15 protein-coding genes are annotated in these 24,703 nt (G+C 74.4%); 11 read left to right on the top strand and 4 right to left on the bottom strand.

Going from position 1 to position 24,703, the window contains the following annotated elements; translation table 11 throughout:
* The first annotated feature begins 193 nt into the window (after positions 1-193).
* From WME90_RS11115 to WME90_RS11105, 3 genes are all read left to right on the top strand, one after another.
* The gene (locus WME90_RS11115; RefSeq protein ID WP_437281070.1) at positions 194-3,787 is read left to right on the top strand and encodes a HEAT repeat domain-containing protein; all 3,594 of its coding nucleotides are present in this window, start codon (positions 194-196) and stop codon (positions 3,785-3,787) included.
* Positions 3,788-4,124: 337 nt separating this feature from the next.
* Positions 4,125-5,573 carry a DUF6600 domain-containing protein gene (locus WME90_RS11110; protein WP_437281069.1) on the top strand — a complete coding sequence of 483 codons (1,449 nt, stop codon included), beginning with the start codon at positions 4,125-4,127 and terminating at the stop codon, positions 5,571-5,573.
* 45 nt (positions 5,574-5,618) lie between these two features.
* On the top strand, positions 5,619-6,242 hold the full coding sequence (locus tag WME90_RS11105; RefSeq protein WP_437281068.1) for a hypothetical protein: 624 nt from the start codon (positions 5,619-5,621) through the stop codon (positions 6,240-6,242).
* 96 nt (positions 6,243-6,338) lie between these two features.
* On the opposite strand, the gene WME90_RS11100 is transcribed toward WME90_RS11105, so the two are convergent.
* The 3 genes from WME90_RS11100 to WME90_RS11090 form a co-directional block, all read right to left on the bottom strand.
* On the bottom strand, positions 6,339-7,928 hold the full coding sequence (locus tag WME90_RS11100) for a M16 family metallopeptidase (protein WP_437281067.1): 1,590 nt from the start codon (positions 7,926-7,928) through the stop codon (positions 6,339-6,341).
* Positions 7,925-9,580 carry a M16 family metallopeptidase gene (locus WME90_RS11095; RefSeq protein ID WP_437281066.1) on the bottom strand — a complete coding sequence of 552 codons (1,656 nt, stop codon included), beginning with the start codon at positions 9,578-9,580 and terminating at the stop codon, positions 7,925-7,927. The genes WME90_RS11100 and WME90_RS11095 overlap by 4 nt, the downstream gene beginning before the upstream one ends.
* 158 nt (positions 9,581-9,738) lie before the next feature.
* Positions 9,739-10,602 carry a hypothetical protein gene (locus WME90_RS11090; RefSeq protein ID WP_437281065.1) on the bottom strand — a complete coding sequence of 288 codons (864 nt, stop codon included), beginning with the start codon at positions 10,600-10,602 and terminating at the stop codon, positions 9,739-9,741.
* 839 nt (positions 10,603-11,441) lie between these two features.
* Here WME90_RS11090 and WME90_RS11085 point away from each other — a divergent pair.
* The 7 genes from WME90_RS11085 to WME90_RS11055 all read left to right on the top strand — a co-directional run bounded on the left by WME90_RS11085 (position 11,442) and on the right by WME90_RS11055 (position 21,134).
* The gene (locus WME90_RS11085; RefSeq protein WP_437281064.1) at positions 11,442-12,653 is read left to right on the top strand and encodes a hypothetical protein; all 1,212 of its coding nucleotides are present in this window, start codon (positions 11,442-11,444) and stop codon (positions 12,651-12,653) included.
* Positions 12,650-13,681, top strand: a complete 1,032-nt coding sequence (locus WME90_RS11080; RefSeq protein ID WP_437281063.1) for a hypothetical protein — start codon at positions 12,650-12,652, stop codon at positions 13,679-13,681. The genes WME90_RS11085 and WME90_RS11080 overlap by 4 nt, the downstream gene beginning before the upstream one ends.
* A 118-nt stretch (positions 13,682-13,799) precedes the next feature.
* The gene (locus WME90_RS11075) at positions 13,800-14,420 is read left to right on the top strand and encodes a LysE family transporter (RefSeq protein WP_437281062.1); all 621 of its coding nucleotides are present in this window, start codon (positions 13,800-13,802) and stop codon (positions 14,418-14,420) included.
* 89 nt (positions 14,421-14,509) lie between these two features.
* Positions 14,510-16,741 (top strand): iron-containing redox enzyme family protein, encoded by a 2,232-nt coding sequence (locus tag WME90_RS11070; protein ID WP_437281061.1) that lies wholly within the window; start codon positions 14,510-14,512, stop codon positions 16,739-16,741.
* A 9-nt stretch (positions 16,742-16,750) separates the two neighbouring features.
* Positions 16,751-18,757: an asparagine synthase (glutamine-hydrolyzing) gene (asnB, locus tag WME90_RS11065; RefSeq protein ID WP_437281060.1), complete on the top strand. Its 2,007-nt coding sequence runs from the start codon at positions 16,751-16,753 to the stop codon at positions 18,755-18,757.
* Positions 18,754-19,716 carry a diiron oxygenase gene (locus tag WME90_RS11060; RefSeq protein ID WP_437281059.1) on the top strand — a complete coding sequence of 321 codons (963 nt, stop codon included), beginning with the start codon at positions 18,754-18,756 and terminating at the stop codon, positions 19,714-19,716. Before asnB ends, WME90_RS11060 begins: the two co-directional genes overlap by 4 nt.
* The gene (locus WME90_RS11055) at positions 19,713-21,134 is read left to right on the top strand and encodes a phospholipase D-like domain-containing protein (RefSeq protein ID WP_437281058.1); all 1,422 of its coding nucleotides are present in this window, start codon (positions 19,713-19,715) and stop codon (positions 21,132-21,134) included. The genes WME90_RS11060 and WME90_RS11055 overlap by 4 nt, the downstream gene beginning before the upstream one ends.
* A gap of 5 nt (positions 21,135-21,139) precedes the next feature.
* Here WME90_RS11055 and WME90_RS11050 read toward each other — a convergent pair whose 3' ends face one another.
* Positions 21,140-21,928: a CPBP family intramembrane glutamic endopeptidase gene (locus WME90_RS11050; RefSeq protein WP_437281057.1), complete on the bottom strand. Its 789-nt coding sequence runs from the start codon at positions 21,926-21,928 to the stop codon at positions 21,140-21,142.
* Between the two features lie 198 nt (positions 21,929-22,126).
* Between WME90_RS11050 and WME90_RS11045 the strand changes: the two genes are divergently transcribed.
* A complete protein-coding gene (locus WME90_RS11045) occupies positions 22,127-24,703 on the top strand; it encodes a hypothetical protein (protein ID WP_437281056.1) in 2,577 nt (858 codons plus the stop codon).

The following is a 24,703-nucleotide window of genomic DNA, read 5'->3' as shown; positions in this document are numbered from 1 at the left end:
AAGCCGACCTTGGCGCGCGCCGGGTGACGAGCTGGCCGTCGCCGCTGTCCGTTCCTGACAAGTTGGCAGCCACGCCGCGGAGCGCGCCGAGCGCCCGGGGCGAGCGGACCGCCGCGCAGCGGCATGGGCCGACGGGCGAGCTGCGTGGCCTGAACCACGCGCGCTTCGAGGGAGCTCGGCTAGGTTGAGACGGGTGGATCCCACCGACGCCGCTCCTCCAGCGCCGGGCGCGAAGGCAGCGCCGAGCGCGAAGGAGCGCGCCGCGGCGCCGGAGACGGTGCGCTCCGCGCAGCCCGGCGCGCGCCCGGAAGGCGCGCCCGCGTCCGGGATCACCCCGTCGGTGCGCCCGACATCGAGCCGGCCCAGCCGGCTGCCGCCGAGCAGCGCCGCGCCCGACGCCGACACCGCCGTCCTAGGCGTCTCCCTTACCCGCGTCGAGCTGCACCGGACCGCGCTGCTCTTCTGCCTGCTCTTCCTCGCCGCCTTGCTCTTCGTCGTGGGCCGCTCGGCGCGCGACGCGCTCTTCCTGACCAGGTTCCCCGTCACCTGGATCGCGCCGATGTGGATCGTGTACGGCGCCGCCTCCGCCGTCGCCGCGCTCGCCTACGACCGCGTCGCCCGCCACCTCCCGCGCGCCCGCCTGTGCGTCGCCTTCGCCCTCTTCGGCGCCGCCACGTTCGCGCTGCTGCGCGTGCTCATCGGTCAGGAGGTGCGCGCCGCGTACCTGGTCTTCTACATCTGGTCCGAGATCATCGCGAACTTCAGCGCCGTCCTCGTCTGGGCCGTCGCCCAGGACCTGCACGACCCGCGCAGCGCCAAGCGCCTCTTCGGCCTGATCGGCAGCGGGCGCGTCGTCGGCACCGTCGCCTGCGGCTTCGCGACGGGCGCCGCCGTCAAGTGGATCGGCACCGAGAACCTCATGTTCGTGCTCATCGCGGCGCTCCTCGCCATGGCCGCGCTCACGACCGCGCTCGCGCGGCGGTACCCCCTCGGGCGGCCGCCGTCCAGCGACGAGGCGCTCATCCAGGCCCGCCTTCCGCGCATGGAAGTGTGGCGATCTCGCTACGCCCTCACCGTCGCGCTCCTGACCTTCCTCCTCTTCACCGTCCTCACGATCGGCGACTACCAGTTCAAGGCGATCGCGCTCACCGCCTACCCTCACGTCGACGACCTCACCCGGTTCATGGGGTTCCTCTACGGCGCCATCGGCGTCGTAGGCCTCCTCGTGCAGCTCGTCGCGACCCCCCGGGTCCTGCGGCGCCACGGCGTGCTCGGCGGGTTGCTCGCCATGCCGGCCGCGTTCACCGCGAGCACCGTCGCGCTGCTCGCGGCGCCCTCGCTCGCCTGGGCCGCCATCCTCAAGCTGAGCGACAACGCGCTGCAGCTCACCATCTACGACGCGACGATGCAGCTGCTGTTCTTCCCGTTCCCGCCGGCGCTCCGGGAGCGGGTGCGGACGCTCGTCTCCGCGATCGCCAAGCCCCTCGGCTACGGCCTCGGCGCGCTGATCCTGCTCGCGCTGCCGACCGCCGCCGCGACGGGCCCCGCGCTCGTCCAGGAGGCCGCGCGGATCGGCGTCTACTCGCTCCCGCTCTGCGTCGCCGCGATCGCCCTGCTCCCGCTCGTGCGGCGCGGCTACTTCGACGCCATGCGGCGGACCCTGATGCGCCGCCAGATCGAGCCGGAGAGCGTCGCCTACGGCCCCCAGACGGGCGCGATCCTCAAGGAGGCGCTCTACAGCCGCGCGATGATGCAGGTGCTCTTCGCGGTCGAACAGCTCCTCAAGCTCGACCCGACCCTCGTGCGCGAGGCCGTGCCCACGCTCGCGCGCCACGGCGCGGCCAGGGTGCGCGCGCTCGCGGTGCGCCTCGCGGCCGAGCTCGAGCACGACGAGGGCGCCAAGATTTCGCGCGCGGCGCTGCACGACAGGAACACCGACGTCCGCGTCACCGCCGTCGAGGCGCTCGCCGCGCTGCTGCGGGAGGACGCCCACGACGAGCTGCTCGCGCTCGCTCGGGAGGGCCGCGCGCCTCGCGCCGCCGCGGACGCGCCCGGCGACGAGGAGCTCCGGGCCGCCGCGATCGCCGCGCTCCTGCGCTACTGCGGCCTCGACGGCATGCTCGAGGGCGCGCCGCGGCTGCGCGCGCTGCTCGACAGCCCGTCGCCCCGCGATCGCGTCGCCGCCGCCCGCATCCTCGGCCTCGTCGGCCACGCGTCGCTCCAGCGCGCGCTCGCGCGGCTCATCGGCGATCCCGACCCCGCGGTGCGGCGCGCGGCCGTGCGCTCGTCGTCGAGCGTGGCCGACCCGCGCCTGCTCCCCCTGCTCGCCGACGCGCTCGCCGAGCGCGCCCTCGCGCCGGCCGCTGCCCGGGCCATCGAGGCGCTCGGCGACGACGCCATCCCGGAGCTCGCGGCGCGCCTCGGCGACGACGGCACCCCGCGGGCCGTTCGGCTCGCGATCCCCCGGGTGCTCGCGCGGCTCTGCAGCCACGACGCGCTCGACGTGCTGCTCGCCCGGATCGATCACCCGAACGAGGCGCTCCGCCAGAAGGTGCTCGCGTCGGCGTCGCGCCTGCGCCTCGCGCTGCGCGCGCCGCCGGCCCCCGTGCGCGTGATCCGCGCCTGCATCGACGACGAGACCGTCGAGCACGTCCGCACGCGCGAGGCGTACATCGCGGTGCGCCCCCGCGTGGTCGGCGCGCTGCTCGATCAGCACCTGCTCCGCCGGCTGCGAAAGGGGCTCATCCGCGTGCTCCGTCTGTGCGAGCTCGCCTACCCGCGCGAGGTCGTCGCCCTCGTGCGCACCCACGTCTTCGGCCCCGATCCCGCGCTGCGGGCCAACGCGTTCGAGGTGCTGGAGTCGCTCCTCGACCGCCCGCTGCGCGAGCGCCTCGTCTCCCTCGTCGAGCGGCTGCTCGAGCTGTCCGCCGCCTTCCCCCGGAGGCCGCTGCCGCCGGAGGCCGGCGTCGTCTCCTGGATCCGCCACGAGATCGTGCGCGGCGACCCCTACAGCGCCGCGCTCGCGCTCGATGCCGTCGCCCGGCGCTCCATCGCCGGCGCCGCCGGGGACGCGCTCGCCGCGACCTACGATCCGGACCCGCTGGTCCGCGAGGCGGCCGCCATCGCGGTCGCCGTCACGTCGCCGCCGGGCGCCCGCGAGCGCCTGGCCGCGCTGCGGGCCGATGAGGATCCCGCGGTGGCTCGTTACGCACGATACTGGGCGGTCACCGGCGGCACGGGCATCGACCCCGAGGATGAGATGTACACGACGATCGAGAAGGTCCTGTTCCTCCAGCGTGTTCCGCTCTTCTCGCGCGTGGCCGGCGACGATCTGGTGGCGCTGGCGCGCGGATCGCTCGTGGTGTCGCTGGCCCGGGGCGACGTCATCTTCCGCCAGGGCGAGCCTGGCGGCGCGCTCTACTCGATCATCTCGGGCGAGGTGAGCCTGACCCTGGACGGCCGCGAGATCGCGCGCCTCGGCGCGAACGACGTGTTCGGGGAGATGTCGCTGTTCGACAGCGAGCCGCGGGCCTCGACCGCCGTGGTGACCGAGGACGCGGAGCTGCTCCGGGTGTCCGCCGACGATTTCAACGAGGCCGTGCGGGAGACGGCCGAGATCGCCGACGCGGTGATCCGGGTGCTGAACCGGCGCCTGCGCGAGGCGGATCGCAAGCTGGCCGACGCGCACGCGCGGCTGTCGCTGCTGCCGAAGCCGCCGGGGCTGCCCAGGAGGGTGTCGCCCTCGGGAGAGGAGACGCCGGCGCTGGACGACGGCGACCTCGATTGAGGGCGGCGCGCAACCTCGGTCGCGCGTCGCCCCGCCGCCTCAACCTCGGTCGGGCGTCGCCGCCTCAACCTCGGTCGTGCGCCGCCCCGCCGCCTCAACCTCGGTCGGACGCTGCCGCCTCAACCTCGGTCGCGCGCCGCTCCCTCAACCTCGGCCGGGCGTCGCCGCCTCAACCTCGGTCGGGCGTCGCGGCGCCGCCGCCTCAACCTCGGTCGGGCGTCCCCGGAACCTGGCCTGCAATGTGCACGGTCGAGCGCGCAGGGACGTCTGAAGAGGTCTGAGAGCGCCCGAGGCCAGCCCGACCTCTCCCTGGCACCCCCCTCCAGAAGGACCCATCATGCTCCCGATGCCTCTCCCGCTGTCCGCTTCCCTTTTGCGCCTTGCTCCCGCGGCGCCGGGCATTCCCGGGGCCCTGCGCCGGCGGCTCGGCGGCGCGCTCCCGCTGCTCGCCGCGCTCATCGCCGCGCCCTCGAGCGCCGCCGCCCAGCCCGCCGGACCCCCGCCGGTCCAGGTGGATGTCCACGTGAGCGCCGACCTGGCGGCCGACGAATACGAAGACACCGACCCGAGCGCCCTGGTCGAGTTCCAGCAGCCGCTCGCCCAGTACGGCACCTGGATCGAAACCCCGGGCTACGGCACGGTCTGGGTGCCCTCCGCGGTCGTGGTCGGCGCCGATTTCGCGCCCTACCAGACCGCAGGCCACTGGGCGCTGACCGACGACGGCGAGTGGATGTGGGTCAGCGACTACGAGTGGGGCCACATCCCCTTCCACTACGGCCGCTGGGTCTGGATCTCCTCCCACGGCTGGGCGTGGATCCCGGGGCGCACGTACGCCCCGGCGTGGGTCGTCTGGCGCGTCGGCGACGCCGGCTACGTCGGCTGGGCCCCGATGCCGCCCACCTATTACTGGAGCAGCGGCGTCGCGGTCTCGCTGTGGACCGTTCCCCCCGCGGCGTACGTCTTCTGCCCGACGGCGCACGTGTTCCACCGCCACGTCCACACGCACGTCATCCGCGATCGCGAGGTCGTCCGGCGCATCGCCGCGCACTCGCACACGTACAGGCCGGCGCGGCCGACCGCGGGCAGACCCGGGCGCGCCGACGTCCGCCCGGACGGCGACAGGGACGCTGGTCGCTCGAGCCCGTCGCACGGCATCCGTCCTGGCGGCTACCGTCCTGCCTCACCCTCGCTCGCCGAGGCCGGCGTTCCCTCGTCGGCCGCGCCGAGGCACCGCGACAGGCCGGATCCTCGCGCCCTCGCTTACGCACGCAGGAGCACCGCGCCGAGCGCGCGCCTCGCGGCCCCGCCGGCGCGCCGTCCGGCGTCGCCGGGGAGCGACGACCGGCGCGCCGCGCCCTCGCTGCGCACGCCGCAGCACCCGCGGCGGGCGCCCGACGGCGAGGCTCCGGCGCAGGTCGCCAGGCCCGGCCTGCCGGCGCGGGGCGCGTCCGACGCGGGCCCGCTGCCCCGCGCCGGCGCGAGCGCATCGCACCGGCCCTCGCGGCCGACGATCACGCCGGCGTCGCCCGCCCCGGCCCCGGAGCCGCCGGCAGCCACCGCGCCTCGCGCCGTCGGTACGCCGGCCGTCACGCGCGACCTCCCGCACAAGTCGCCGTCGCTCTCCGCGCCGCGGCCGCCGCCGCCGGCGACGCCGGCGCCGCAGCCGAGCGCGAAGCCGCGCGCGCTCCCCAGCGCGTCGTCGCCGGCGCGCCACCGGATCCACATCCCGTCGGGCCCGGCTCCGGGGAGGACGGCGCCCGCGCCCGGTCGCCCGCGGTCGAGATAGCGCTTGGTCCACGTCTTGCGACGTTCACGAGCAGGAGCAGATCCGATGACTCTTTACGCTGACTTTGTGAAGCGCCGTTCACTGGGGCTGTGGTCGTTCCTTCTCGTCGCTGCGCCCCTCGCCTCGGCCGGCTGCATCATCGTCGACGACGACGGCCACCACGATGGCCATCACGTGCATGACGACCAGAACGACGGCGACGACAGCGCTCCCCCGACGCCCGCGGACGACGTGCGGCGCGTCGCCATCGACACGGACGCCACCCTGAGCACCGAGCCGGGCGAGGGCGTCGGCATCTTCGTCGAGTACACGGCGGGCGGGACGTGGACGCTCTGGACGACCTGCGACACGAACACCTCCAAGGTCGTCTGCAGCTTCGACATCTATGCCTCGGTGGACACGTCGTCCGAGCTCATCGACCTCGCCGGGATCGAGATCGAGAAGACGGACGCGACGCGCCTCGTGGACATCGGCGTCGCGTATTTCCACGCCGAGACCGGCTCGGACATCGACGCGATGACGTTTGCCACCACCCCGGGCGCTGTCGTCCGGCTGGAGGCCTACCTCGACGGGGCGCAGGAGCCCCGCTTCGTCTACTGGTTCGGTGACGGCGTGCTGCACGAGGGCGCGCCGAGCAACCCGCTCGACTTCAAGCCGACCGGGCCCTGAGGGCGCGCTGCCGCCGCCCGCTCTTCCCGCTGCATGACAAACCGCCCGCTCCTCCCGCTGCGCCGCGGGAGGAGCGCTCGGCGAGGGGCGCGCCGCTCAGGGCTCCTTCTTCGGCGGGATCGGCTGCCCTTCGACGTCCCACGCCTCCGGCTCGCCGAGGCCGATCGCCTGGAGCTGCGGCAGGATCTCCTGCCGCGGTCCCACGACCACGACGGTCGCGCCCTTCGGATCCACGGCCCTCGCGAGCTCCACGACGGTCGCGAGCGTCGCGCCCTGCCGCGCCTTGCTGGCTTCGCGGTCGAACGTCTCCGGCAGCTCCAGCCGCGCGAGCGTCCCGAGGCGCTGGGCGGTGCGGCTCACGGTCTCGTAGGCGGAGACGAGATCCGAGCGGTCCTGCGCCTGCACCTTGGCGAGCTCGTCCCGGGTCAGCCCGGAGTCTGCCATCTTGGCGAGCTCGGCGAGCATCTCCTTCAGGGCGGGTCCGGTCGCCTCGGTGACCACGGAGGCCCGCGCCACGAAGGCGCCCGGCAGCCTCGTCTCGGTGAACGACGAGCCGGCGCCGTAGGACCAGCCGTGATCCTCGCGCAGGTTCTGGTTCAAGCGCGACGTGAACGAGCCGCCGAGCGCGGTGTTGATCAGCTGGAGCAGCGGCCGCCGCGGATCGCTCGCGGCGACGCCCTCGCGCACGGTCGCGATCACCGACTGCGGCGCCCCCGGGCGATCGACGAGCACCAGCCGCGGCGGCTTCCAGGCCGGCGCGGCCGACGCGGCGCTCGCCGCCGGGCCTTTCGTCCCCGGCGCTGCGGCCGCCGGGCCCTTCGCGGCCGCCGTCGCGCCCTTCGCGGCCGCCGTCGCGCCCTTCGCCGACCACGTCCCGAGATCGCGCGAGAGCGCCTGCAGCACCTCGTCCCGGGTGATGTCGCCGACCACGGTGATCACCGCGCGATCGGGGCGCCACGCCGCCTTGTAGAACGCCTTCACGGCCGGGAGCCCGATCGACTTGGCGTCCGCGACCAGGCCGTCGACGGGGTGCCCGTACGGCGTGCCCGGTCCATGGAGCGCGGCCATCGAGACCAGCCCCGAGACCCGCGTCGCGTCGTCTCCGCGCTTCTTGAGATCGTTCTGCCAGAGCTCGCTGACGCGCTTCCACTCCTTCGCCTCGAAGCGCGGGCGCGCGACAACGTCGGCGAGCAGGGCGAACGCCTTGTCGAAGTTCTTCTTCAGCACGGAGAGCGTCGCGACGCTGCCGTCGGCGCGCGCCCCGACCGAGAGCGTCGCGCCGAGGTCGTTGATCGCGCTGGACAGCTCCACCGCGCTCCGCGTGCCCGCGCCCTCGTCGAGCATGTCCGCGGTGATGTGCGCGAGCCCCGCCGCGCCCTTCGGATCGTCCGCCGCTCCCGACGCGACGGCGACGGCCACGGACACGACCGGCAGGGTGTGGCGCTCGAGCAGCCACACCTTCGAGCCGTTCGGTCCGTCGAGCACCACCGGCGCCGGCGGCGTGAACGGCTCCGGCTTGGGCAGCTCCGGCTTGGGCCCGAGCGGGTCCGCGGGCTTCGCGGCCGCCGGCGGGGCGCTCGGCCGCGGCGCCTCCGCCCGGGCAGCAGACTGCGCCGGCGTCCTCGGCTCGCAGCCGAGGGCCGCGGCGACCAGCGCGATCATCGCGCCTGCGTGCGTCGCTCTCATTTCGTCACCGCCTTCTTCGCCTCTTCGCTGCCCTTCGGCACGACCCGCAGGATCACCCGGGCGTTGGGGTCCAGCGTGCTCTTCGCGTAGGCCTGCACCGACTCCGCGGTCGCGTCGCGGTAGCGCTTCAGATCCTGCTCCGCGAACCCGGGCTGGCCCTTCGACGTCTCGTACCGGTTGAGCATCGAGGCCCGGCCGGCGACCGACTCGAGCGCCGTCACGAAGCCGGTCTCGTACTGGTTCTTGGCCCGGTCGAGCTCCTCGCGGGTCAGCTTCGCGTCGCGCACCCTGGCGAGCTCGGCGTCGATGGCGGCCTCGAGCTTCTCGAGCGGCACGCCCGGCCGCGCGATCGCCTCGACGGTGAACGTCGAGCCGAGATCGCCGGAGTTCTGGACAGCGCTCACCTCCTGGGCGAGCTGGTTGTCGTAGACGAGGGCCTTGTAGAGGCGGCTCGCCTTCCCCTGCTCGAGCGCCGTGGCGAGGAGGTCGAGCTCGGCGTCGCCCGGCGCGAAGTGCGCGGGGCTGTGCCAGGCCATGACGACCTTGGGCAGGTTCACGTTGTCCTCGATCGTCTTGCGCACGACGCCGCTCAGCTTCGCCGGCGGGGGCGTTGTCGACGCGGGGATCGGCTGCCCCGGGATGCCGCCGAAGTACTTCTCGATGAGGTCGCGCGTCTTCTGCGGATCGAAGTCGCCGGCCACGACGAGGGAGAGGTTGTTCGGCACGTACCACCGCCGGAAGAACGCCGTGACGTCGCCGACCGTCGCGGCCTGGAGGTCCTCGTGCGAGCCGATCACGGGGTGGTGGTAGGGGTGTCCCTCCGGGAAGAGCAGCGAGGGCAGGAGGAGCTCGACCTTGCCGTACGGCTCGTTCTCGCTCGTCTGGCGGCGCTCGTTCCGCACGACGTCGCGCTGCGCGTTGAGCTTCGTGAGGTCCATGCTGTCCGCGAGCGACGCGAACCTGTCGGCCTCGAGCCAGAGCAGGAGCGGCAGCGCGTGGGCCGGCGCCACCTCGTGGTAGTCGGTGCGGTCCTGGCTGGTCCACGCGTTGTTCCAGCCACCCTCGGCCTCCATCCAGGCGTCGAACTGCTTCGTGGGGACGCGGTGCGTGCCCATGAACATGAGGTGCTCGAACAGGTGCGCGAAGCCGGTGCGACCGGGCTCCTCGAACCGCGAGCCGACCTTGACCATCAGGTTCAGGGCGACAAGCGGCAGCGCGTGGTCCTCGTGGAGGATCACGGTAAGGCCGTTCTTGAGGGTGTACTTCGTGTACGGGATGTCGAGCTTCGGCGCCTGGGAGGCCGCGGATTGAGGCGCGGTGGGAGCGGCCTTCGGAGCCGAAGCCGCCGCGGGGTTCGGCGCAGCGGCCGGCGCGGACGTTGGCGACGACGTGGGATTCAGGGCCGCGGCTGGCGCGGCCTTCGGAGCCGCGGCCGGCGCGGACGCCGGGGCTGCGGCTGGCGCGGCCTTTGGGGCCGCGGCCGGCGCGGACGCCGGGGCTGCGGCTGGCGCGGCCTTCGGTGGCGACGCCGTCGCCTCGGGCGGAGCTGCCGGGGCGGGCTTCGGCCCGGACAGAGAGAGGGCCGCGGCCACGGCGGCCAGGATCGGCCCGGCGGAGCGCGGGAGCGGCAGGTGACGCGCGCGGGTCTGCATGAGCCCGAGGGTTGCGCCGGTCGCGGGCGGGGCGCAAGCGGGCGGGAGCACGGATCACAAGACGCGCCCGGTCCACGGGTGGGGTTGTCAAGTTGTCACGCAGGACGGACGCACCGCAGGTACGGAGAGAGAGCGCGGCGCGGACGGGGACGTCGGGCTTACGCGGGCTGAGCGCCGGCCGATGTCGCGGACGCCGCGTGCGGAAGCGGAGGCGCTGCGCCGGGCCGGTTGTCCGCCGCCCTGCCCGCTGCGGTCTTGCGGGCCTTTTCCCGCCGCGCTGCAGCGCGGCGGCGCCGCTCGTAGGCGCTCGTGACCTCTCGGACGATCTCCGGATGGCGCCGGAAGACGTGCGCCGCCGTCTTCCGGATGGCGCCGACGCGCTCGATCATGAGGTGAAGGAGCTGATTGCGGATCGCGGCCACGGCGGCCGAGGTGTCGCCGTCGGGGATCGTCTCCAGCGCCCGCCGTTGCAGGTCTTCCGCGAGCTTCCTGGCCTCGGCGATGAGGCGGACATCGAACTCCTCGTCTGCCTCGACCAGGCGGTCCTCGAGCGACGCCGCGAGCCCCGCGTAGTCGCGGAGCGCCTGGGAGAGGGCGCTGGAGCGCTGGCCGTCCTGCGCGTGAAAGTCCTTGATGCGGGCGAGCTGCGCGTCGGCGGGCTCGTCGATGTCGTCGTCGAGCAGGAACTCGAGCGTCGACTCGAGCTCATCGACGACGAACCTGGCGCGCTCTCCGACGTCGGCCACGGCGGGGTCGACGATGAGGAGCAGCCGAGTCTGCGCCTCCTGCACGGCATGGACGATGGAGAGCAGATCGTCGCTGCTCGAGGCGGGCAATCGGCGCTTGACGCGCTTGAGGCCCGGGCGCTCGCCGTCAGGCTCCCAGTATTTCTTGACGAATGCCGCGGCGGTGACGGCCTCGCGAACAGCGATGTCGTACGGCAGGCTCAGCGGGTTGTCGGTCCGCCCCAGCTCGGCGGCGGCCTTGACCCAGCGATCGTAGTCTTTTCCCTGCTTTGCCATTGATGAGTGCTCGACCCCTCCTCCTGCGTCCCACGCCCCCTCCGGGCGCGGCGCGGAGACGCGAAGATGAGTCCGCTGGGAACGCTGTCCAGAGCAGACGCACGATCCGGACGCGAGCGGCAGGGACCGGAGGGAAAGAGCGGATGTGGGATGTCCTGATAGCCGGCTCGCGTGTCCTGATAGCCGGCTCGCGTGTCCTGATGGGCGGGCGCGTGTCCTGATGGACCGCTCGCGTGTCCTGATGGCCAGCTCGCGTGTCCTGATGGACCGCTCGCGTGTCCTGATGGACCGCTCGCGTGTCCTGATGGCCAGCTCGCGTGTCCTGATGGACGGCTCGCGAGTGTCGCCTTCAACCCGTCGTTCCTGGCGTCGTGGCTCGCGTCGTGCGCCCCGTTCCGCGCGTACCCTACCCTCCCGCCGGTCCACGCGGTCGCGCTCGCGACGGGCGCGGCGAGCTGGTTCGCGACGCCAGCGTCGTTCAGGGTCGTGACGCGCACGACGGCGCCGCCGCGACCGCCGATGGCGAGGCGCCCGCAGCCTGCTGTGAAGAACCCTGCGCGCCTGGGTAACGCATTGCTCCCCATCCGGCGGTCGCCGCGCTGACCGCTTCGCACCTCGCCCCTCTCGAAGAAGTCGGAACGTTCGGAATTCTCGGAATTCTCGGATGCGCGGCATGTGCTCCGGCACCGTGTCCCAGGGCACGACGCGTGCTTTGTCGCCTCCGGCGCCCGCGAAGCGCCTGGTGAATCGCTCGCGTACAGCGCGGGCGGCTTTGCCGCCATGCAGCTCCTTTGCCTCGTGAGGGTGCTTTGAGACGACGTCTGCCTCGGATTCACGCGTTGCTCGCCCCCCTGTCGGCGGCGATGCTCTGGTCCGCGCCTGCCCGTCCCGACGAGCCGCCGCAGCTCTCCTGGGACAAGCCCGTTCGCTGCATCCATTCCCCGAACGGCGGCACGGTGCGCGTTCAGTGCGAGCCAGGCCCGGAGGGCGAGCGCTGCCTCGTCGCGCCCGATCACCTGGCCTACGACGGCGGCGCGCTCGACAAGGTGCAGCCGTGCGACGTGGTTGAAGACGCCTCGGCCTACAGGGCCCTGACCGCGCGCGGCGCCCGCCTCGTCGCCGCGATCCCCGAGGCGCCGCCGGGCTACGCGCGCTCGGCCGAGGGAAAGGCGTTTCAGGTCAAGTTCGACCTCCTGAACCGGCTTTACCTGGGCGCGTCCTGGCTGCCCACGTTCCATGGCAACAACGGGCTCCCCGTGCCCGCGAGCTTCCCCATGGGCCGCGGGAGGGCCGAGGCCGGCATCCACCTGAGCGTGCTCTCGACGCGCTCCCGCGCCCGCCATGACATGCACATCCTCGAGGGGGCGGCCACGTTCGACGATCTCGAGCTCTCCGGGGTGCTCTTCAGCTACGATTACCAGCACCTGCACCGGCGGCCGGCCCACTGGCTCACCACCTTCGTGGGCAAGCCGCGGCTATACGCGATCTCGCCGCGGATGGGCTGGGGCTTCCGGGTGGTGTCGGTGAACGACCGCCCTCCCGCGCGCCGCGACACGCTCGACGTGGAGTTCGGCGAGGTCCATCTGGCGTGGAATCCGTGGCAGTCGAACGACATGTACAGCCACATCCGGATCGAGGCGGGCGCCGATCTGGGGGAGTACTGGGAACACCGCTCGGAGATCGACGACGGCCTGGACACCGGCGCTCTGTACATCGGCCCGACCAGCGCCATCAAATCGCGCTTCAGCCTCGGCGAGGGCGGCCTCCACGCGCTGTCGACCGCGTTCACCTACCGGCGCCCGAGCATCGCCGCCGGGGGCGGGACGGGAGAGGTGATGAACCGCCTCGAGGCCATGATCGCCTACGAGGGCATCCTCCTCGCGATCAACGATCAGCCCATCTCGCTGCGGCTCGCCGCGATGGGGGTGAGCCGCAACGACATCAACAACGACGTTCGCGACGTGGAGATCAAGGCCTCCGCGGGCATCCGGGTGTCGTTCTGGGCTCCCCCGCGGGTGTTCGAGCCGATGCCCGCCTTCGAGGAGCCGTGACGGCTCGGCGCCGCCTCGCCGCGCTGCTCGTCATGGCGGCGGCCGCGGCGCTCTCCCCGCGCGCCGGCCGCGCCGAGCCGGCGCGCGAGGAGAGCGAGCGCGCCGGCGACGGCGATACGGCTGTTTCCGAGGAGGGCCGGCGCTTCCGCGTGCGCTTCGACCCGGCGAGCCGGGTGTGGCTCGGCGTCGCGTCCGCGCTGCACCGGGGCGCGGGCGGGGCGATCGAGCTCGAGCCCGAGATCGACGCGGGCCTGTCCTACCGCGCGCGCAGCGTGACGGGCTCCGGGCCTGGCCGCGTGATCTGGCAGTCGGATCACCGCGTCCTCGCCGGCCGGCTGTCTCCGGCGGGGCAGGCGCTCGACGGCGTGCCCGCGCTCGACGCGGCGCTGTACGGCGCATCGTTCTTGCGGCACGACGAATCGCCGCGGGTGGTCTTGCCGATGTCGCCGCCGATCGCGGTCCCCTTCCCCTTCGATATCGGCGTGGAAGCCGAGGTGGGCCGGGTGAGCATCCCCTCGATCCCGCAGCGCCAAGGCGACGGATCGTCGGCGCCGCTGGTCCGGCTCGGCGTGGCGCGCGCCACGGCGATCCTCGATCCGTGGCGCACGGGCGAGGCGGGCCGCAGCTTCGAGATCGGGCTCGGGGTCCGTTACGACGTCGACGCTTACGCCGAGTCCCCCTCTCCCCTGGCCGCGCCCGCGCGCCGCACGCTCGGTGAGCCCAGGGTGGTGCACCGGATCGCGCCCATGACCGCGGGCTCGCTGCGGCTGCGCCTCCAGAGCGGCGACGGGCTGACGGTCTTCGATGGTCGAGGCGACGTCGTCCCGCACTGGACGAGCGAAGGGCGCTGGCGAGTCCTCGTGCGCTCGGCCGCGCACGTCGAGAGGATCCTGGCCGCGATCGACGATCAACCCATCGCCGCGGTGCTCGAGGGCGAGTACCGGCTGCTGCCGCCCGCCCTGGATGTGCAGGCGGTCCATGATCTGCGCGTGAGCCTCGGGCTCGCGTTCACGCTGGCGCTGCGCTAATGCGACGATCGGGTTGGAACCGCCTGACGCCCGCGTCTCGCCCCCGCGCCCGTCCCCCGCGGCGCGCCGCGGGCGATCCAGTGAAGTTCACCGCCGCACACCTCGCTTCGGATGAACCATGGCGCTCGCGCTCGTCGTGGGGTTCCTGCTCGGTTTTTTCGGATCGATCCCGGCGGCGGGGCCGCTGGCCGTGCTGCTGGTGGCCGCCGCGCTCGCGGGGCAGCCCCGGCGCGTCTTGCTGCTCGCCATCGGAGGAGCCTTCGCCGAGGGGCTCTGGGCGCTCGCCGCGGCGCGCGGGCTCGGGTGGGTCCTCGAGGCGCACCCCGCGCTCGATCGCGCCCTGCGCACGGGCGGCGCGACGCTCGTCGTGGCGATGGGCCTCGCCCTGGCGCTCGCGCCGCGGCGCGCCTCGGAGGCCCCCGCCTCGGAGCGAGCGACATCGGCGCTCCTGACCGGGTTCGTCCTCGTCGCGCTCAACCCGTCGTTCCTGGCGTCGTGGATCGCGTCGTGCGCCGTGCTCCGCGCGTACCCTGCCCTCGCGCCCGCCGTCGCGCCGGCCCACGCGGTCGCGCTCGCGGTGGGCGCAGCCGTGGGCGTGGTGAGCTGGTTCGCGACGCTCGGGCGCTTGCTGGCGCGCTACCGCGAGCGGCTCGGCGCGTGGCACGGGCAGCTGGTGCGCGGCCTCGGGTGGGCGCTCGTGGCGCTGGGGCTCGCGGGGCTCCTGCAGCGGCTCGCGTGAGATCCGTGCCCTGTGTGGACGCCGCTCGCGCGCCCGCATAACTTCGTTCGGATGCGGGTAGACGCCGGCAGCCTGCGTCGTCGGGTCGTATGAACGCCCTTCAACCCCCGGCACCGGATCGCGCGGCGAGCGCTCGGTCGCGCGCCTCGAACGCGTCGCCGCGCGCGATCTACCGCAGGCTGCGGGCCGGCGAGCCGACCCCGGAGGATCTCGCGGGTGAGCCCGCGCCGCAGCCGGAAACCACGGCGCCCGGCGGCATCGAGGCGCTCTTTGCGGCCCTGACCGCGCTCCGCGACGAGGACGAGCGAGGCGGCGCGCCCGGCGACGAGGGCGTCGACCCGGCGCGGGTCCTGCTCGGCTACGCGCCGACCGCGCTGCTCGACGGGTGCTGGCTCGCCGCGGCGGTGCGCGTGCGCCACGCGGGCGGCGCGCTCGGCGCGGCCTGCCTGGATGCCTACTATCTCGAGTGCGGCGAGGGCGACCCGGCGCGGCACCACGGCGCCCTGTACGGCGCCGCGCTGGCCGCCGCGGGGCTCCCGCTGCCCGATCTCGCGAACCCCGGGTTCGAGCGCGCCGTTCGCCTCGCCGACGCGGACTTTGCGCTCGCGATCCCCGGGCTCCGCGTCGCGCAGCTCGGCGATGCGGGGCTGCCCGAGGCGCTGGGCCACCACGCGGCGGCCACGGTGCTGGGCCCGCCCGCGGTGGTGCGCCGGGCCGCGTCGCGCGCGCGCTGCGACGGCCTGTACTTCGCCGAGCACGCGGAGGGATCGGAGGCGGCCCGCCGGGCCCGCGATCTCGCGCGGCGGTGCCTCGAGGCCCACGCCTCGGGCGGGGCGCCGGACCTGTCGCGCGTGTGGCGCGGCGCGCGGTCGCTCTGGGCCGCGCGGCGCGCGTGGATCGCGTCGCTCGGGCCCGCCGCCGCGCCGTCCGCGTGGGAGGCGATGCTGGCGCTCGTCGAGGCGAAGGCGCACCACGCGTTCGGATTTCACGGCCGCGTCCGGATCGACGGGCAGGCGCTCGACGACGCGCTCGATCCGGCGCGGCTCGACGCGCGCCGCACCCTCCTGCGCCTCGCGCGCTCGCCGTGGATCGTGCCGGGGAGGCCCGACGAGAGCCCGCTCGTCACGCGCTCGGTGCAGTTCGGCGGGCCGATGTTCGGCGTGTTCACCGAGGCCGAGGTCGACGTGATGCGCGCGTGGATCCGCGCGCTGGCCGAGGCGCCGGAGCCTCCGGCTCCCCTTCACACGACGCGCGGCGCGGAGGAGCCCGAGGGCTCGCCGCACATCGGTCACGAGGGGGCCTCGATCGACGCGGATCGTCGAGGATCCTCCCCTCGCGGGCGAATGCGCGCAGGGCTCCCTCTGCCGGAGCTGTACCACCGGCTGCTCTGCGCCCGCGGGCCCGGGGACGTGGACCGCGGCGCGGGAGAGCTCGCGCGGGCGCACGTCGAGGGGACCCTCCGCGAGGTGCACAGCGAGGTGTCCCCCGCCCGGCTCGCCGCGGACGGGCGCTGGCCCTGGTCCGCCGCGGGGCTCTCGCGCTGGGTCGACGCGCGGCTGCGCGAGCAGACCTTCGGGGACGCGCGCGACGGCGCGCAACCCACGGACGACGCCGGCATCGCGCGCGAGATCACGCGCGACGAGGCCGTCTGGCTGCTCACCCAGCTCGCGCCGGCGGCGGTGATCGACGGCGCCTGGCTCCAGGGCGCGACCGCCCCCGGCGCGTTCCACACGCCGGTCGCGCCGCTCCTGCTCCGGATCTACCGCGACGAGCTCGGCGCGGGCGTGCCCGCCCAGCACCACGGCAACGTGCTGCGCAGGGCGCTCGCGGAGCAGGGGGTGACGCTGCCGCCGTGCGACGCGCGCGCGTTCGTGGAGCGGCCCGATCTCCTCCCGCAGGCGTTCTCGATGCCCGTGCTCTGGCTCGCGTTCGCGCAAGGGTCCACGGAGCTCCTGCCCGAGCTGCTCGGCCTCAACCTGGCGATCGAGATGGCCGGCATCGGGCGCGGCTACGCGATGGCCGCCGCGCTCCTGCGGCGCCACCGGATCGACCCGTACTTCTTCGACCTGCACAACACCATCGACAACGCCGCGTCGGGCCACACCGCGTGGTCGATCGAGGCGATCACCCGGCTCATGGACGCCTGCGCGGCGCGCGGCGACGCGCCCGCGATCGAGCGCGCGGCGCTGCGGATCTGGCGCGGGTACGCCGCGTACGCGCGCGCGAGCCGGCCGCTCGTGCGCGCCATCGCGGTGCGCCTCGGCCCCCGCCTCGGGTGGCGCTGGCTCCGGCGACAGCTGCTCGGGGCCACGGGGAGGTAGCGCTCGATCATGTGCGGCATCGTCGGAGCGCTGGATCTCGCCGGGCGACGCACGTTCGATCCGGCGCGCCTCGACCGCATGGCGGCGAGCGTGCGGCACCGCGGCCCGGACGACGGCGCGTCCTTTTCGGAGCCCGGGATCGCGATGGCCACGCGGCGCCTCGCCATCGTCGACGTCGCGGGCGGCCGCCAGCCGATGGCCGACGCGCGCGGCCGCGTGTGGGCCTCGTTCAACGGCGAGCTGTTCAACCACGCCGAGCTGCGCCGCGAGCTCGCGGCGCGCGGGCACGCGCTGCGCACGCGGTGCGATACCGAGCTGTGGCCCGGGCTCTACCTCGACGCGGGCGAGGGCGCCTTCGCCCGCGCGCGCGGGCAGTTCGCCGTGGCGCTGTGGGATCGCGAGGCGCGCACGCTGCTGCTCGGCCGAGACCGGATCGGCATCTGCCCGCTCCATTTCGCCGTGGCGGGCGGCTGGCTCCTCTGGGCCTCGGAGATCAAGGCGATCCTCGCGAGCGGGCTCGTGCGCCCCGAGGCCGATGCGGCGGGCATCGACCACGTCTTCTCGCTGTTCGCCGCGGGCACGCGGCGGACGTGCTTCCGCGACGTGCGCTCGATCTGGCCCGGGCACTACCTGCGCGTGCGGGGCGGCGCGGTGGAGCACCGGCGGTACTGGGACCTGGATTTCCCGGCCCAGGGCGAGGAGCGGCGCGTCGCCTCGCTCGACGCGCTGATCGAGGAGACGCGCGCTTGCCTGCGCGACGCCGTGCAGCGGCGCCTCGCCTCCGACGGCCCGGTGGCGACGTACCTGAGCGGCGGGCTCGACTCGACGCTGGTGCTCGGCCTCGCCCGGGAGGCCCGCGGCGATGCGCCCATCGCGTCGTTCACCGTCGGCTTCGACGGCGCCGGGCCCGACGAGCGCCGCCGCGCGACCCGCAGCGCGGCGCGCCTCGGCGCGCAGCTCGAGACCCTGGTGCCCTCGCCCGCGGAGATCCTCGAGACCCTCCCGCGCGTCGTGGAGGCGGCCGAGGGCCCCGTGATGGACACGGCCGACGGGTGCGTGCTCCTCCTGGCCGAGCGCGCCGCGCACCGGGGGTTCAAGGTCGTGCTCACGGGCGAGGGCGCCGACGAGGCGATGGGCGGCTACGTCTGGCACAAGACCCACCGCGCCATGGAGCGCCTCTCCCGCGTCCACCCCGCCCTGCCGCGCGCCATCCGCGGGGCGCTGGCCGACCTCGCGGCGCCCGGCACGCCCGCGCCGACGTTCCAGGAGCATTTCGGCGACGTCCGCCCGAGCCTGCTCGATCTGTACGAGCCGCTCTCCCGCGCGCGCTGGCTGTTCTATTCGGATACGATGGCCGAGCGCGTCGCGGGCCACGACCCGTTCTCCGAGCTCGACATCGCGCCAGCGCGGATGCGCCGCTGGGATCCGCTGAACCGGTCGCTCTACGTGGAGTACAAGCTGATGCTGGCCGGACACCTCCTGGTGGGCAAGGGCGACCGCGTGGCGATGCGCTCGGGCGTGGAGCACCGCTATCCCTTCCTCGACGAGACCTTCGTCGAGCTCTCCAGCGGCCTCTCGCCGGCGTACAAGCTCCGCGGGCTGCGCGAGAAGTGGCTGCTGCGCGAGGTGGCGCGGCGGGTGCTCCCGCGCGACGTCGCCGACCCGCCCAAGGGGATGTTCAAGGCCCACGCGCTCTGCGCGCTCGGGCCCCAGCCCCGCTGGGTCGCGCAGCTCGTGAGCCCCGAGTCGCTGCGAAAGACGGGCTACTTCTCGCCCGCGAAGGTCGCGCGCGAGCAGCGCTTCCAGCGGATCCTGCCCGCGCTCGCCCCGCGGCGCATCGTCGCCGACGGGAGCTACACCGCCGTCGTCACCACACAGCTATGGCACCACCTCTTCCTGGGCGGCGGGCTGTGCGAGCTGCCCACGTGGTCGCCGCCAGCGCCCGCGGCCGGCCCAGCGCCCGCGGCCGCAGACGAGCGCGGGGCCGCATCGACCGAGAGGGTCGTCCCATCGTGAGCCTCCAGCTCTCCACCGATCCCGCGCCCGACGGCCACGAAGGCCGCCCTCGCACGCCGCCCCACGACGGATCGGCCGCCGGCGAGGACCGGCTCCACGCGGCCGTGCGACGGCGCTGGGACCGCGTCGACTGGACGCGCCCGATCCCGCCCGAGGCGCTGGTGATCCCCGAGGCGCACTACATGGATGTCGCGGGCCTCGGGCTCACCGAGCGCCAGCGCGTCGCGCTCAACCGGCTGTTCGCGTGCTTCACGTGCGAGCTGTTCATCCACTTCGAGGGCTACGTGATCCGGTACCTCGAGCGGTCGGCCCACCGCGCGCCCTACCTGTCCGCGCCCGTCGTCGCCCGCTTCGTCGCCGAGGAGCGCACGCACGCGGAGATGTTCCGCCGGCTCCTGCACAGGCTCCGGCCCGATCTCTACCCGACCGACGCGGCCCCGCCGCGCTTCCTGCGCTGGGGCCGGGGCGACGACGCGGCGCTGCGCCTGGCCCCGGCCGGCACGTTCTTCCTGCTCGCGTGGTACTTCGAGGAGATCACCCTCTTCGTGCCGCAGGCGATCGAGGCCCGGCCCGACCAGAGCGCGGCGCTCGTCGCCGAGATCATGGCCCTGCACGCGCGCGAGGAGGCGCCGCACGTCGCCATCGACGAGCGCGTGCTCCTGCACCTCCACGAGCGCTGCCCGCGCTGGCTCACCGCGATCCAGACGGCGCTCGCGCTGCCCTACCTGGTGTACGTCGACAGCGTGGTCGGCAAGGCCTGGCGCCGCCTTGTGTCCTCGGCCGGGAGCGAGCTGGGCCTCGACGCGGCGCAGCGGCGGCGGCTCCGCGCGCGCTCCCCGACGCAGTCCGATCGCTTGGGCACCGAGAGCTTCGCGCGCAAGCTGGAGGGCCGCGGGCTCGCGGGCGCGCGGCCCCTCTGCTGGGTGCTGCGCCGCGCGCTGCGCGGGGATGCGACGTGAGCTCCGGGCTCGCGTACATCGGCGACAGCCACGGCATCCTCTCCGCGTGCCGCGACCTCATCGAGGCCGCCGAGCGGAGCGTCGTCCTGCAGATGTACCTCTTCGCGGCGAACGGCGATCAGACCACGCTGCTGCCGCGCCCGGGCGCGTTCCCCTACGCCGACACGGTCGCCGACTGGCTGATCGCCAAGAAGCGCGCGCGGCCCGACGTGACCGTCGTGGTGCTCCTCGACAGCAACACGCCTGCGAACCCCGCCCTGACGCGCCGCCGCGGCACGCTGGTGCGGAGGCGCCTCGCGGACGCGGGCGTCGTCGTGCTGAACGCCTGCCTGTTCGGCGCGCGGTTCGACCGGCGCCGCCGGCTCCTGCCCCGGATGAACTTCCACCTCGATCACGTGCGCGTGCGCGTGCCGATCGAGGACTGGGTCGAGCACCAGAACCGCTGGCAGGTGCTGCACAACGTCGAGGACCACCGGAAGAACCTGGTGATCGACGGCGGGCGCGCCGGGGCGATCACGTCGCACAACTTCATCGACGCGGCGTACGACTGGCACGAGAACCTGTTCTGGCTCACGGGCGCCGCGGCCCGCCGGCTCTGGCGCGTCGCGATCGCGGCGATCGAGGAGGCGCTCACCATCCCGCAGGCGATCGGCGCCGAGGGCCGCGCCGCGCTCGACGCGCTCGCCGTCGTCGGCGGCGCCGCGCGCGCGGCCGACGATCCCGCGAGCGAAGGCGCCCCCCCGGCGCCCACGCTCGCGCCGGTGCCGGGGTACACCGGCGGCCTGCGCGTCCCCCTCCCCCCGCCCGGCGCGCTCACGGCCGCGGGCGACGAGACGTGCGCGCTCGTCGAGCACGAGGCGATCCGCGCGCGCCTGTCGGAGCTGTTCGACGGCGCGGGGGCGGGCGACGAGCTCCTCGTCGCGACCACGTACCTGTCCGACCTGCCGATGCTCGAGGCGCTCGAGCGCGCGGCGGCGCGCGGCGCGCGGGTGCGCGTGCTGATCGACTCCATCGACGCGCTCCCGCTGCCGCCCGCGGCCGCGTGGCTCATCCGCGGGCTGGTCAACCACCACGGGATCACCCGCGCGATCGAGGCCGAGGCGCGGTGGCCCGACCGCTTCGCGCTGCGCGTCCACGACTCGCGCGGCGGGGCGATGATGCACCTCAAGACCGCGGCGCGCCTGGGCGCTCGGCCGATGCTCGTGGGCGGCCAGGCCAACTTCACGCCCAACTCGTTCTCGCGCGCCTGGCTCGAGACCGATCTCGAGACCCGCGACCCGGCCTTCGTGGCCGCGTTCGCTGCGCACTTCGAGCGGCTCTGGGGCCTCCCCGCCTCGCGGCGCGCGTCGAGCAGCCGGGCGTCGTGGGCGCGCTCGGCGCTGCTGGGCGCGTTCGAGCTGCTCGGCCTCCGGCCCTGACGCGCTCAGCGGAGCACGCCGATCACCAGGGCGGCGATCGTCGCGTCCGCGACGATGTGCGCGAGCACGGGCGCGAGGAGCCCGCGGGAATGCTGCCGCAACAGGCCCAGCATCACGGCCCAGCTGCCCGCCAGGAAGACACCCAGGAGGCCCCGCGGGAACCCGTGCGCGTGCTGCGCGCCGAACGAGGCGGCCTGCAGCACCACCGCGACGCGCGCGCCCCAGGCCGCCGTCAGGCTGGGCTGGAGCACGCCGCGCCAGATCACCTCCTCGAGCGTGGCGTTCAGCACGGCGAAGACCGCGCCCCCCGCGATGAGCGCCGGCGTCGACATCTGGAGCAGCTCCGAGCCGGTGATGTCGCGGAGGTCGGGATGGGTGAGCGCGAGCCACCCGGCGAGCGCGCCCGGCGTGACGCCGCCGACGAGCGCCGTCCAGCCCTTCGGGAGCCGCCCTGCGGCGAGCCAGCCCTCGGGCGGGCGCAGCGCAGGCACGAGCCGCGAGAGGCCGCCGTAGGCCGCGAGCGCGAGGATCATGGCGAGCTGCCAGACGACGCCGAGGCGCATCGCCACCACGATGCACGCCGCGAGCGCCGCGACGGCGCGCGCCGGCCCCCGCGCCACGCGGGCCGCGAGCAGCGCCACCAGGACCGCGGCCGCGGCGACGGCGAGCGTCGCGCGCGGGAACGCGGGCGCGTCGAGCGCGGCCTGGAGCGCCAGGAGGGCGAGGGAAACGAGGCTCAGCGCGCGGTCGGCACGCGCATCCGGCTCGGAGAGGGTGGACGAGGGCTCTTGCATCGGGACCGCGCGGACGCGTTCGGCACACTCTACTCGGCCATCCATCCCGGGAACACGCGGCTGCACGAGCTCACCGAGGCCCAGGGCGCGCCCTGATGACGGCGTCGGACGTCCAGAGGGAGCGCTCGCGGCGGAAAGCGCGGCGAGCTCGGCGCGTACAGGCCAAGATGATGCCTCTTTCCCCGGCTCAGGAGCGCGATGGTGGGACGGTTCTTTGGAAAAGGTCAGTCCAAAGCGTTCGAAGCGCTGCGATCCTGGCACGAGGCGGGCCGCCCGGCGGCGTGCATCGTCCATGGGCCGCCCGGCGCGGGAAAGAGCACGGTTGTCGATCGCTTCTTCCGCTCGATCGCGAGTCCTGGAACGTTGAAGCTCGTCGTCCATGCTGGACGCGTCCATGGCGCAGCCTTCGAGGAAGAGGCGCTCGCGCAGCTCTCGGCAGGCCCGTGGCCCGAAGGCACGCCGTATGACGCGCACCACTTCGGCGTCCGCACGAGCCTCGTGAACCGGATCATCAACTGGGACGGCGAGGACGGCGAGCCACAGCTCCTCGTCGGCCTCATCGCGCCCGATGCATGCGTGGACTGGCCCGACGATCCCGGCCGCTCGGTGCTGGACGAGCCAGGGCCCGCCGCGCGCGTGCTGGTGGCGGTCTCGGGTGCCCGCTGCGTCGCCGAGCAGTGGGCAGAGCGGCTCGGCTTCGGCCCCGAGCACGTGGCTTATATTCCGGTCGACGGGCTTCGCCTCGAGGAGATCGACCCGCAGCTGCGCGAGAGGCTCGCCTGGGTGGCGGTCGACGGCCCAGGTCCACGCGGCCAGGTGGAGGCGCTCGCGATCTCGCTTCGCGAAGGCGGCGCAGCGCGGTCAGACATGCTCATGGCGACCCTCGCGTGCGCGTTCGCGCCGCTCGACGCCACCGAGCTGGCGCAGCTCCTCGGCGCGCGGGTCGCCGAGGTGACCGGGTGGCTCGACGCGTACCGAGACGCCGTCGATGCCGTGCTCGAGGGGTGCGAAGAGGGTCGCCGGATCCGCTTCCGTCACGAAGCGCTGCGTGCCGCCTGGGCGCAGGCGAACCGCGAGCACGTCGCGCTCGCAGAACGACGGGTCGCCGAGGCTGGTCGAGAGCTCGTTCGCGCCTGGACGAGCGCCGACACGGCAGAGCGGGGCGCCGTCACCTACCTCCGTCGCTACGCCGGCGATCACCTCGCCACCGCGGGCGCGCCGCACGCCGACCTCCTTCCGCTGTGCGACCCGCGCTGGGCGTGGCCGTGCTCACGCGACGATCTCGCTGCGCGCCGAGCGGAGCTGGCCCGCGTGCGACGCGTCCTGGAGGCGCCGCTCAACGTGTCGGACGCGCTCGAGATCCCGTCCGAAGCGGTATCCAGCGTCGTGAGGCTCGCGATCGCGCAGGGCGCGCTCTCGACCTTGCACTACGCATGGCCCCCACAGGCAGACCAGCCCGACGAAGGTGCGTGGCACGATACGGAGCGCGCGCTCGCCGTCGCGCTCTTCGCGCTCGCCGAGCGCGCCGAGCGCGCCTCTCCATCGCTCCGCGAGGGCATCACCGGGCGAGCGTGCGACATCGTGAGGCGGACCGGCGCGGCGTGGCGCGGCGATGGCGGGGAAGATGGGCGGGCGTTGCTCGCCGCGGCGCGCGCGGCATCCAGGGACGAGGCAGCGACGTTCGCGCGGTGGGCGGTGTCGGCCACACGGCGCAAGGAGAACGGGCACGAGATCGACCTGGCCAGGTGGGTCACCGCCGCCAGCTTCTCGCCGCCACCCGAGGCCGAAATGCTCCTCCAGCAGGCCATCGAGCGCGCGCTCTCGAGCGCGAGGCCGGGGGGCGCGCTCGCGCAGCTCGCCGCGGCGGAAGGGCTCGGCCCGGACCAGGCGCTCGCCCTCTTTCACGCCGCGATGTCCCTGCCACCGACGTCGCGCGCGAACGCGCTGGCGCCGCTCCTGCCACGGCTCGCCAACGAGGAGCGCGCCCGCGCTGTCTCCGCGTCGTTCGACGCGATCCTCGTCGATCACGACGAGGACGCCGAGCGGCACGACACCGATGCGTGCACCGCAGCGCTGCTCCCCTTTCTCGGGGCGGCCGAGCTCCGCAGGTTGCTGGACGAGGCCCTCCCGACCCCCGGCGCCGTGGCCGTGCGCTTCGCCGAGCTCGGCGCTCCCGGGTGCGCGCTCGACGTCATCACGGAGCGCTGCGGGGGCGGCATCTTCGCCGCTCGCCCCTTGCTGCGCGCCGCGGCGACCGAGGGCGGCCGCTCCCTCGTCGAGGCAGCGCGCAAGGGAGTGGCCGCGCTCGATCCGGCCTGGGTTGCCGCGGGGCTCGTGCGCGATCACGCGGCCGAGGCGATCCAGGTCCTCGGGCTCGACGCAGCGGTGGACATCGCCGAGCGCGGCGGAGGCGGCTCGGAGTACACGCGGATCACGGCGCTCGTGGCCCTGTGCCGCGCCGCCCCCGAGCCGTCGCGCCCCGAGGTCGCGGCGCGCGCCGTCGCTGCCTACCACGATGACCGGGACACCGACGGTCTGGAGAGCGTGGTGAGCTGCGCGCCCTGGATGTCGGTCCCGGACGCAGCGAGGCTGTTCGCCATGAGCCTCGGCGAGGCGACCGATCGGGTCACGCTCGTCTCCACCCTGAGCCGATGGGGCGGCGTGGAGCAGCTCGCGCCGCTCATCGCGCGCATCGGCGGCGACGATGCGCTCGCCGCCGTCGCCGACGTCCTCTCCGACGCGCTCCGGTGGAGCTCGCGGGCGCGCGCCGGGTAG

Origin of the sequence: Sorangium sp. So ce375 (assembly GCF_051473855.1) — a bacterium.
In the GTDB taxonomy this organism is placed as follows: domain Bacteria; phylum Myxococcota_A; class Polyangia; order Polyangiales; family Polyangiaceae; genus Sorangium.
Note: the sequence above shows the minus strand (reverse complement) of the source record. Positions and strands in the feature narration are given on the sequence as shown.

Bases quoted from the DNA above. Each gene is read 5' to 3' on its own strand.
- WME90_RS11105 (WP_437281068.1), top strand. From the start codon at position 5,619: ATGACTCTTTACGCTGACTTTGTGAAGCGCCGTTCACTGGGGCTGTGG.
- WME90_RS11075 (WP_437281062.1), top strand. From the start codon at position 13,800: ATGGCGCTCGCGCTCGTCGTGGGGTTCCTGCTCGGTTTTTTCGGATCG.
- asnB (WP_437281060.1), top strand. From the start codon at position 16,751: ATGTGCGGCATCGTCGGAGCGCTGGATCTCGCCGGGCGACGCACGTTC.
- WME90_RS11050 (WP_437281057.1), bottom strand. From the start codon at position 21,928: ATGCAAGAGCCCTCGTCCACCCTCTCCGAGCCGGATGCGCGTGCCGAC.
- WME90_RS11090 (WP_437281065.1), bottom strand. From the start codon at position 10,602: ATGGCAAAGCAGGGAAAAGACTACGATCGCTGGGTCAAGGCCGCCGCC.
- WME90_RS11100 (WP_437281067.1), bottom strand. From the start codon at position 7,928: ATGAGAGCGACGCACGCAGGCGCGATGATCGCGCTGGTCGCCGCGGCC.
- WME90_RS11095 (WP_437281066.1), bottom strand. From the start codon at position 9,580: ATGCAGACCCGCGCGCGTCACCTGCCGCTCCCGCGCTCCGCCGGGCCG.
- WME90_RS11070 (WP_437281061.1), top strand. From the start codon at position 14,510: ATGAACGCCCTTCAACCCCCGGCACCGGATCGCGCGGCGAGCGCTCGG.
- WME90_RS11110 (WP_437281069.1), top strand. From the start codon at position 4,125: ATGCTCCCGATGCCTCTCCCGCTGTCCGCTTCCCTTTTGCGCCTTGCT.
- WME90_RS11045 (WP_437281056.1), top strand. From the start codon at position 22,127: ATGGTGGGACGGTTCTTTGGAAAAGGTCAGTCCAAAGCGTTCGAAGCG.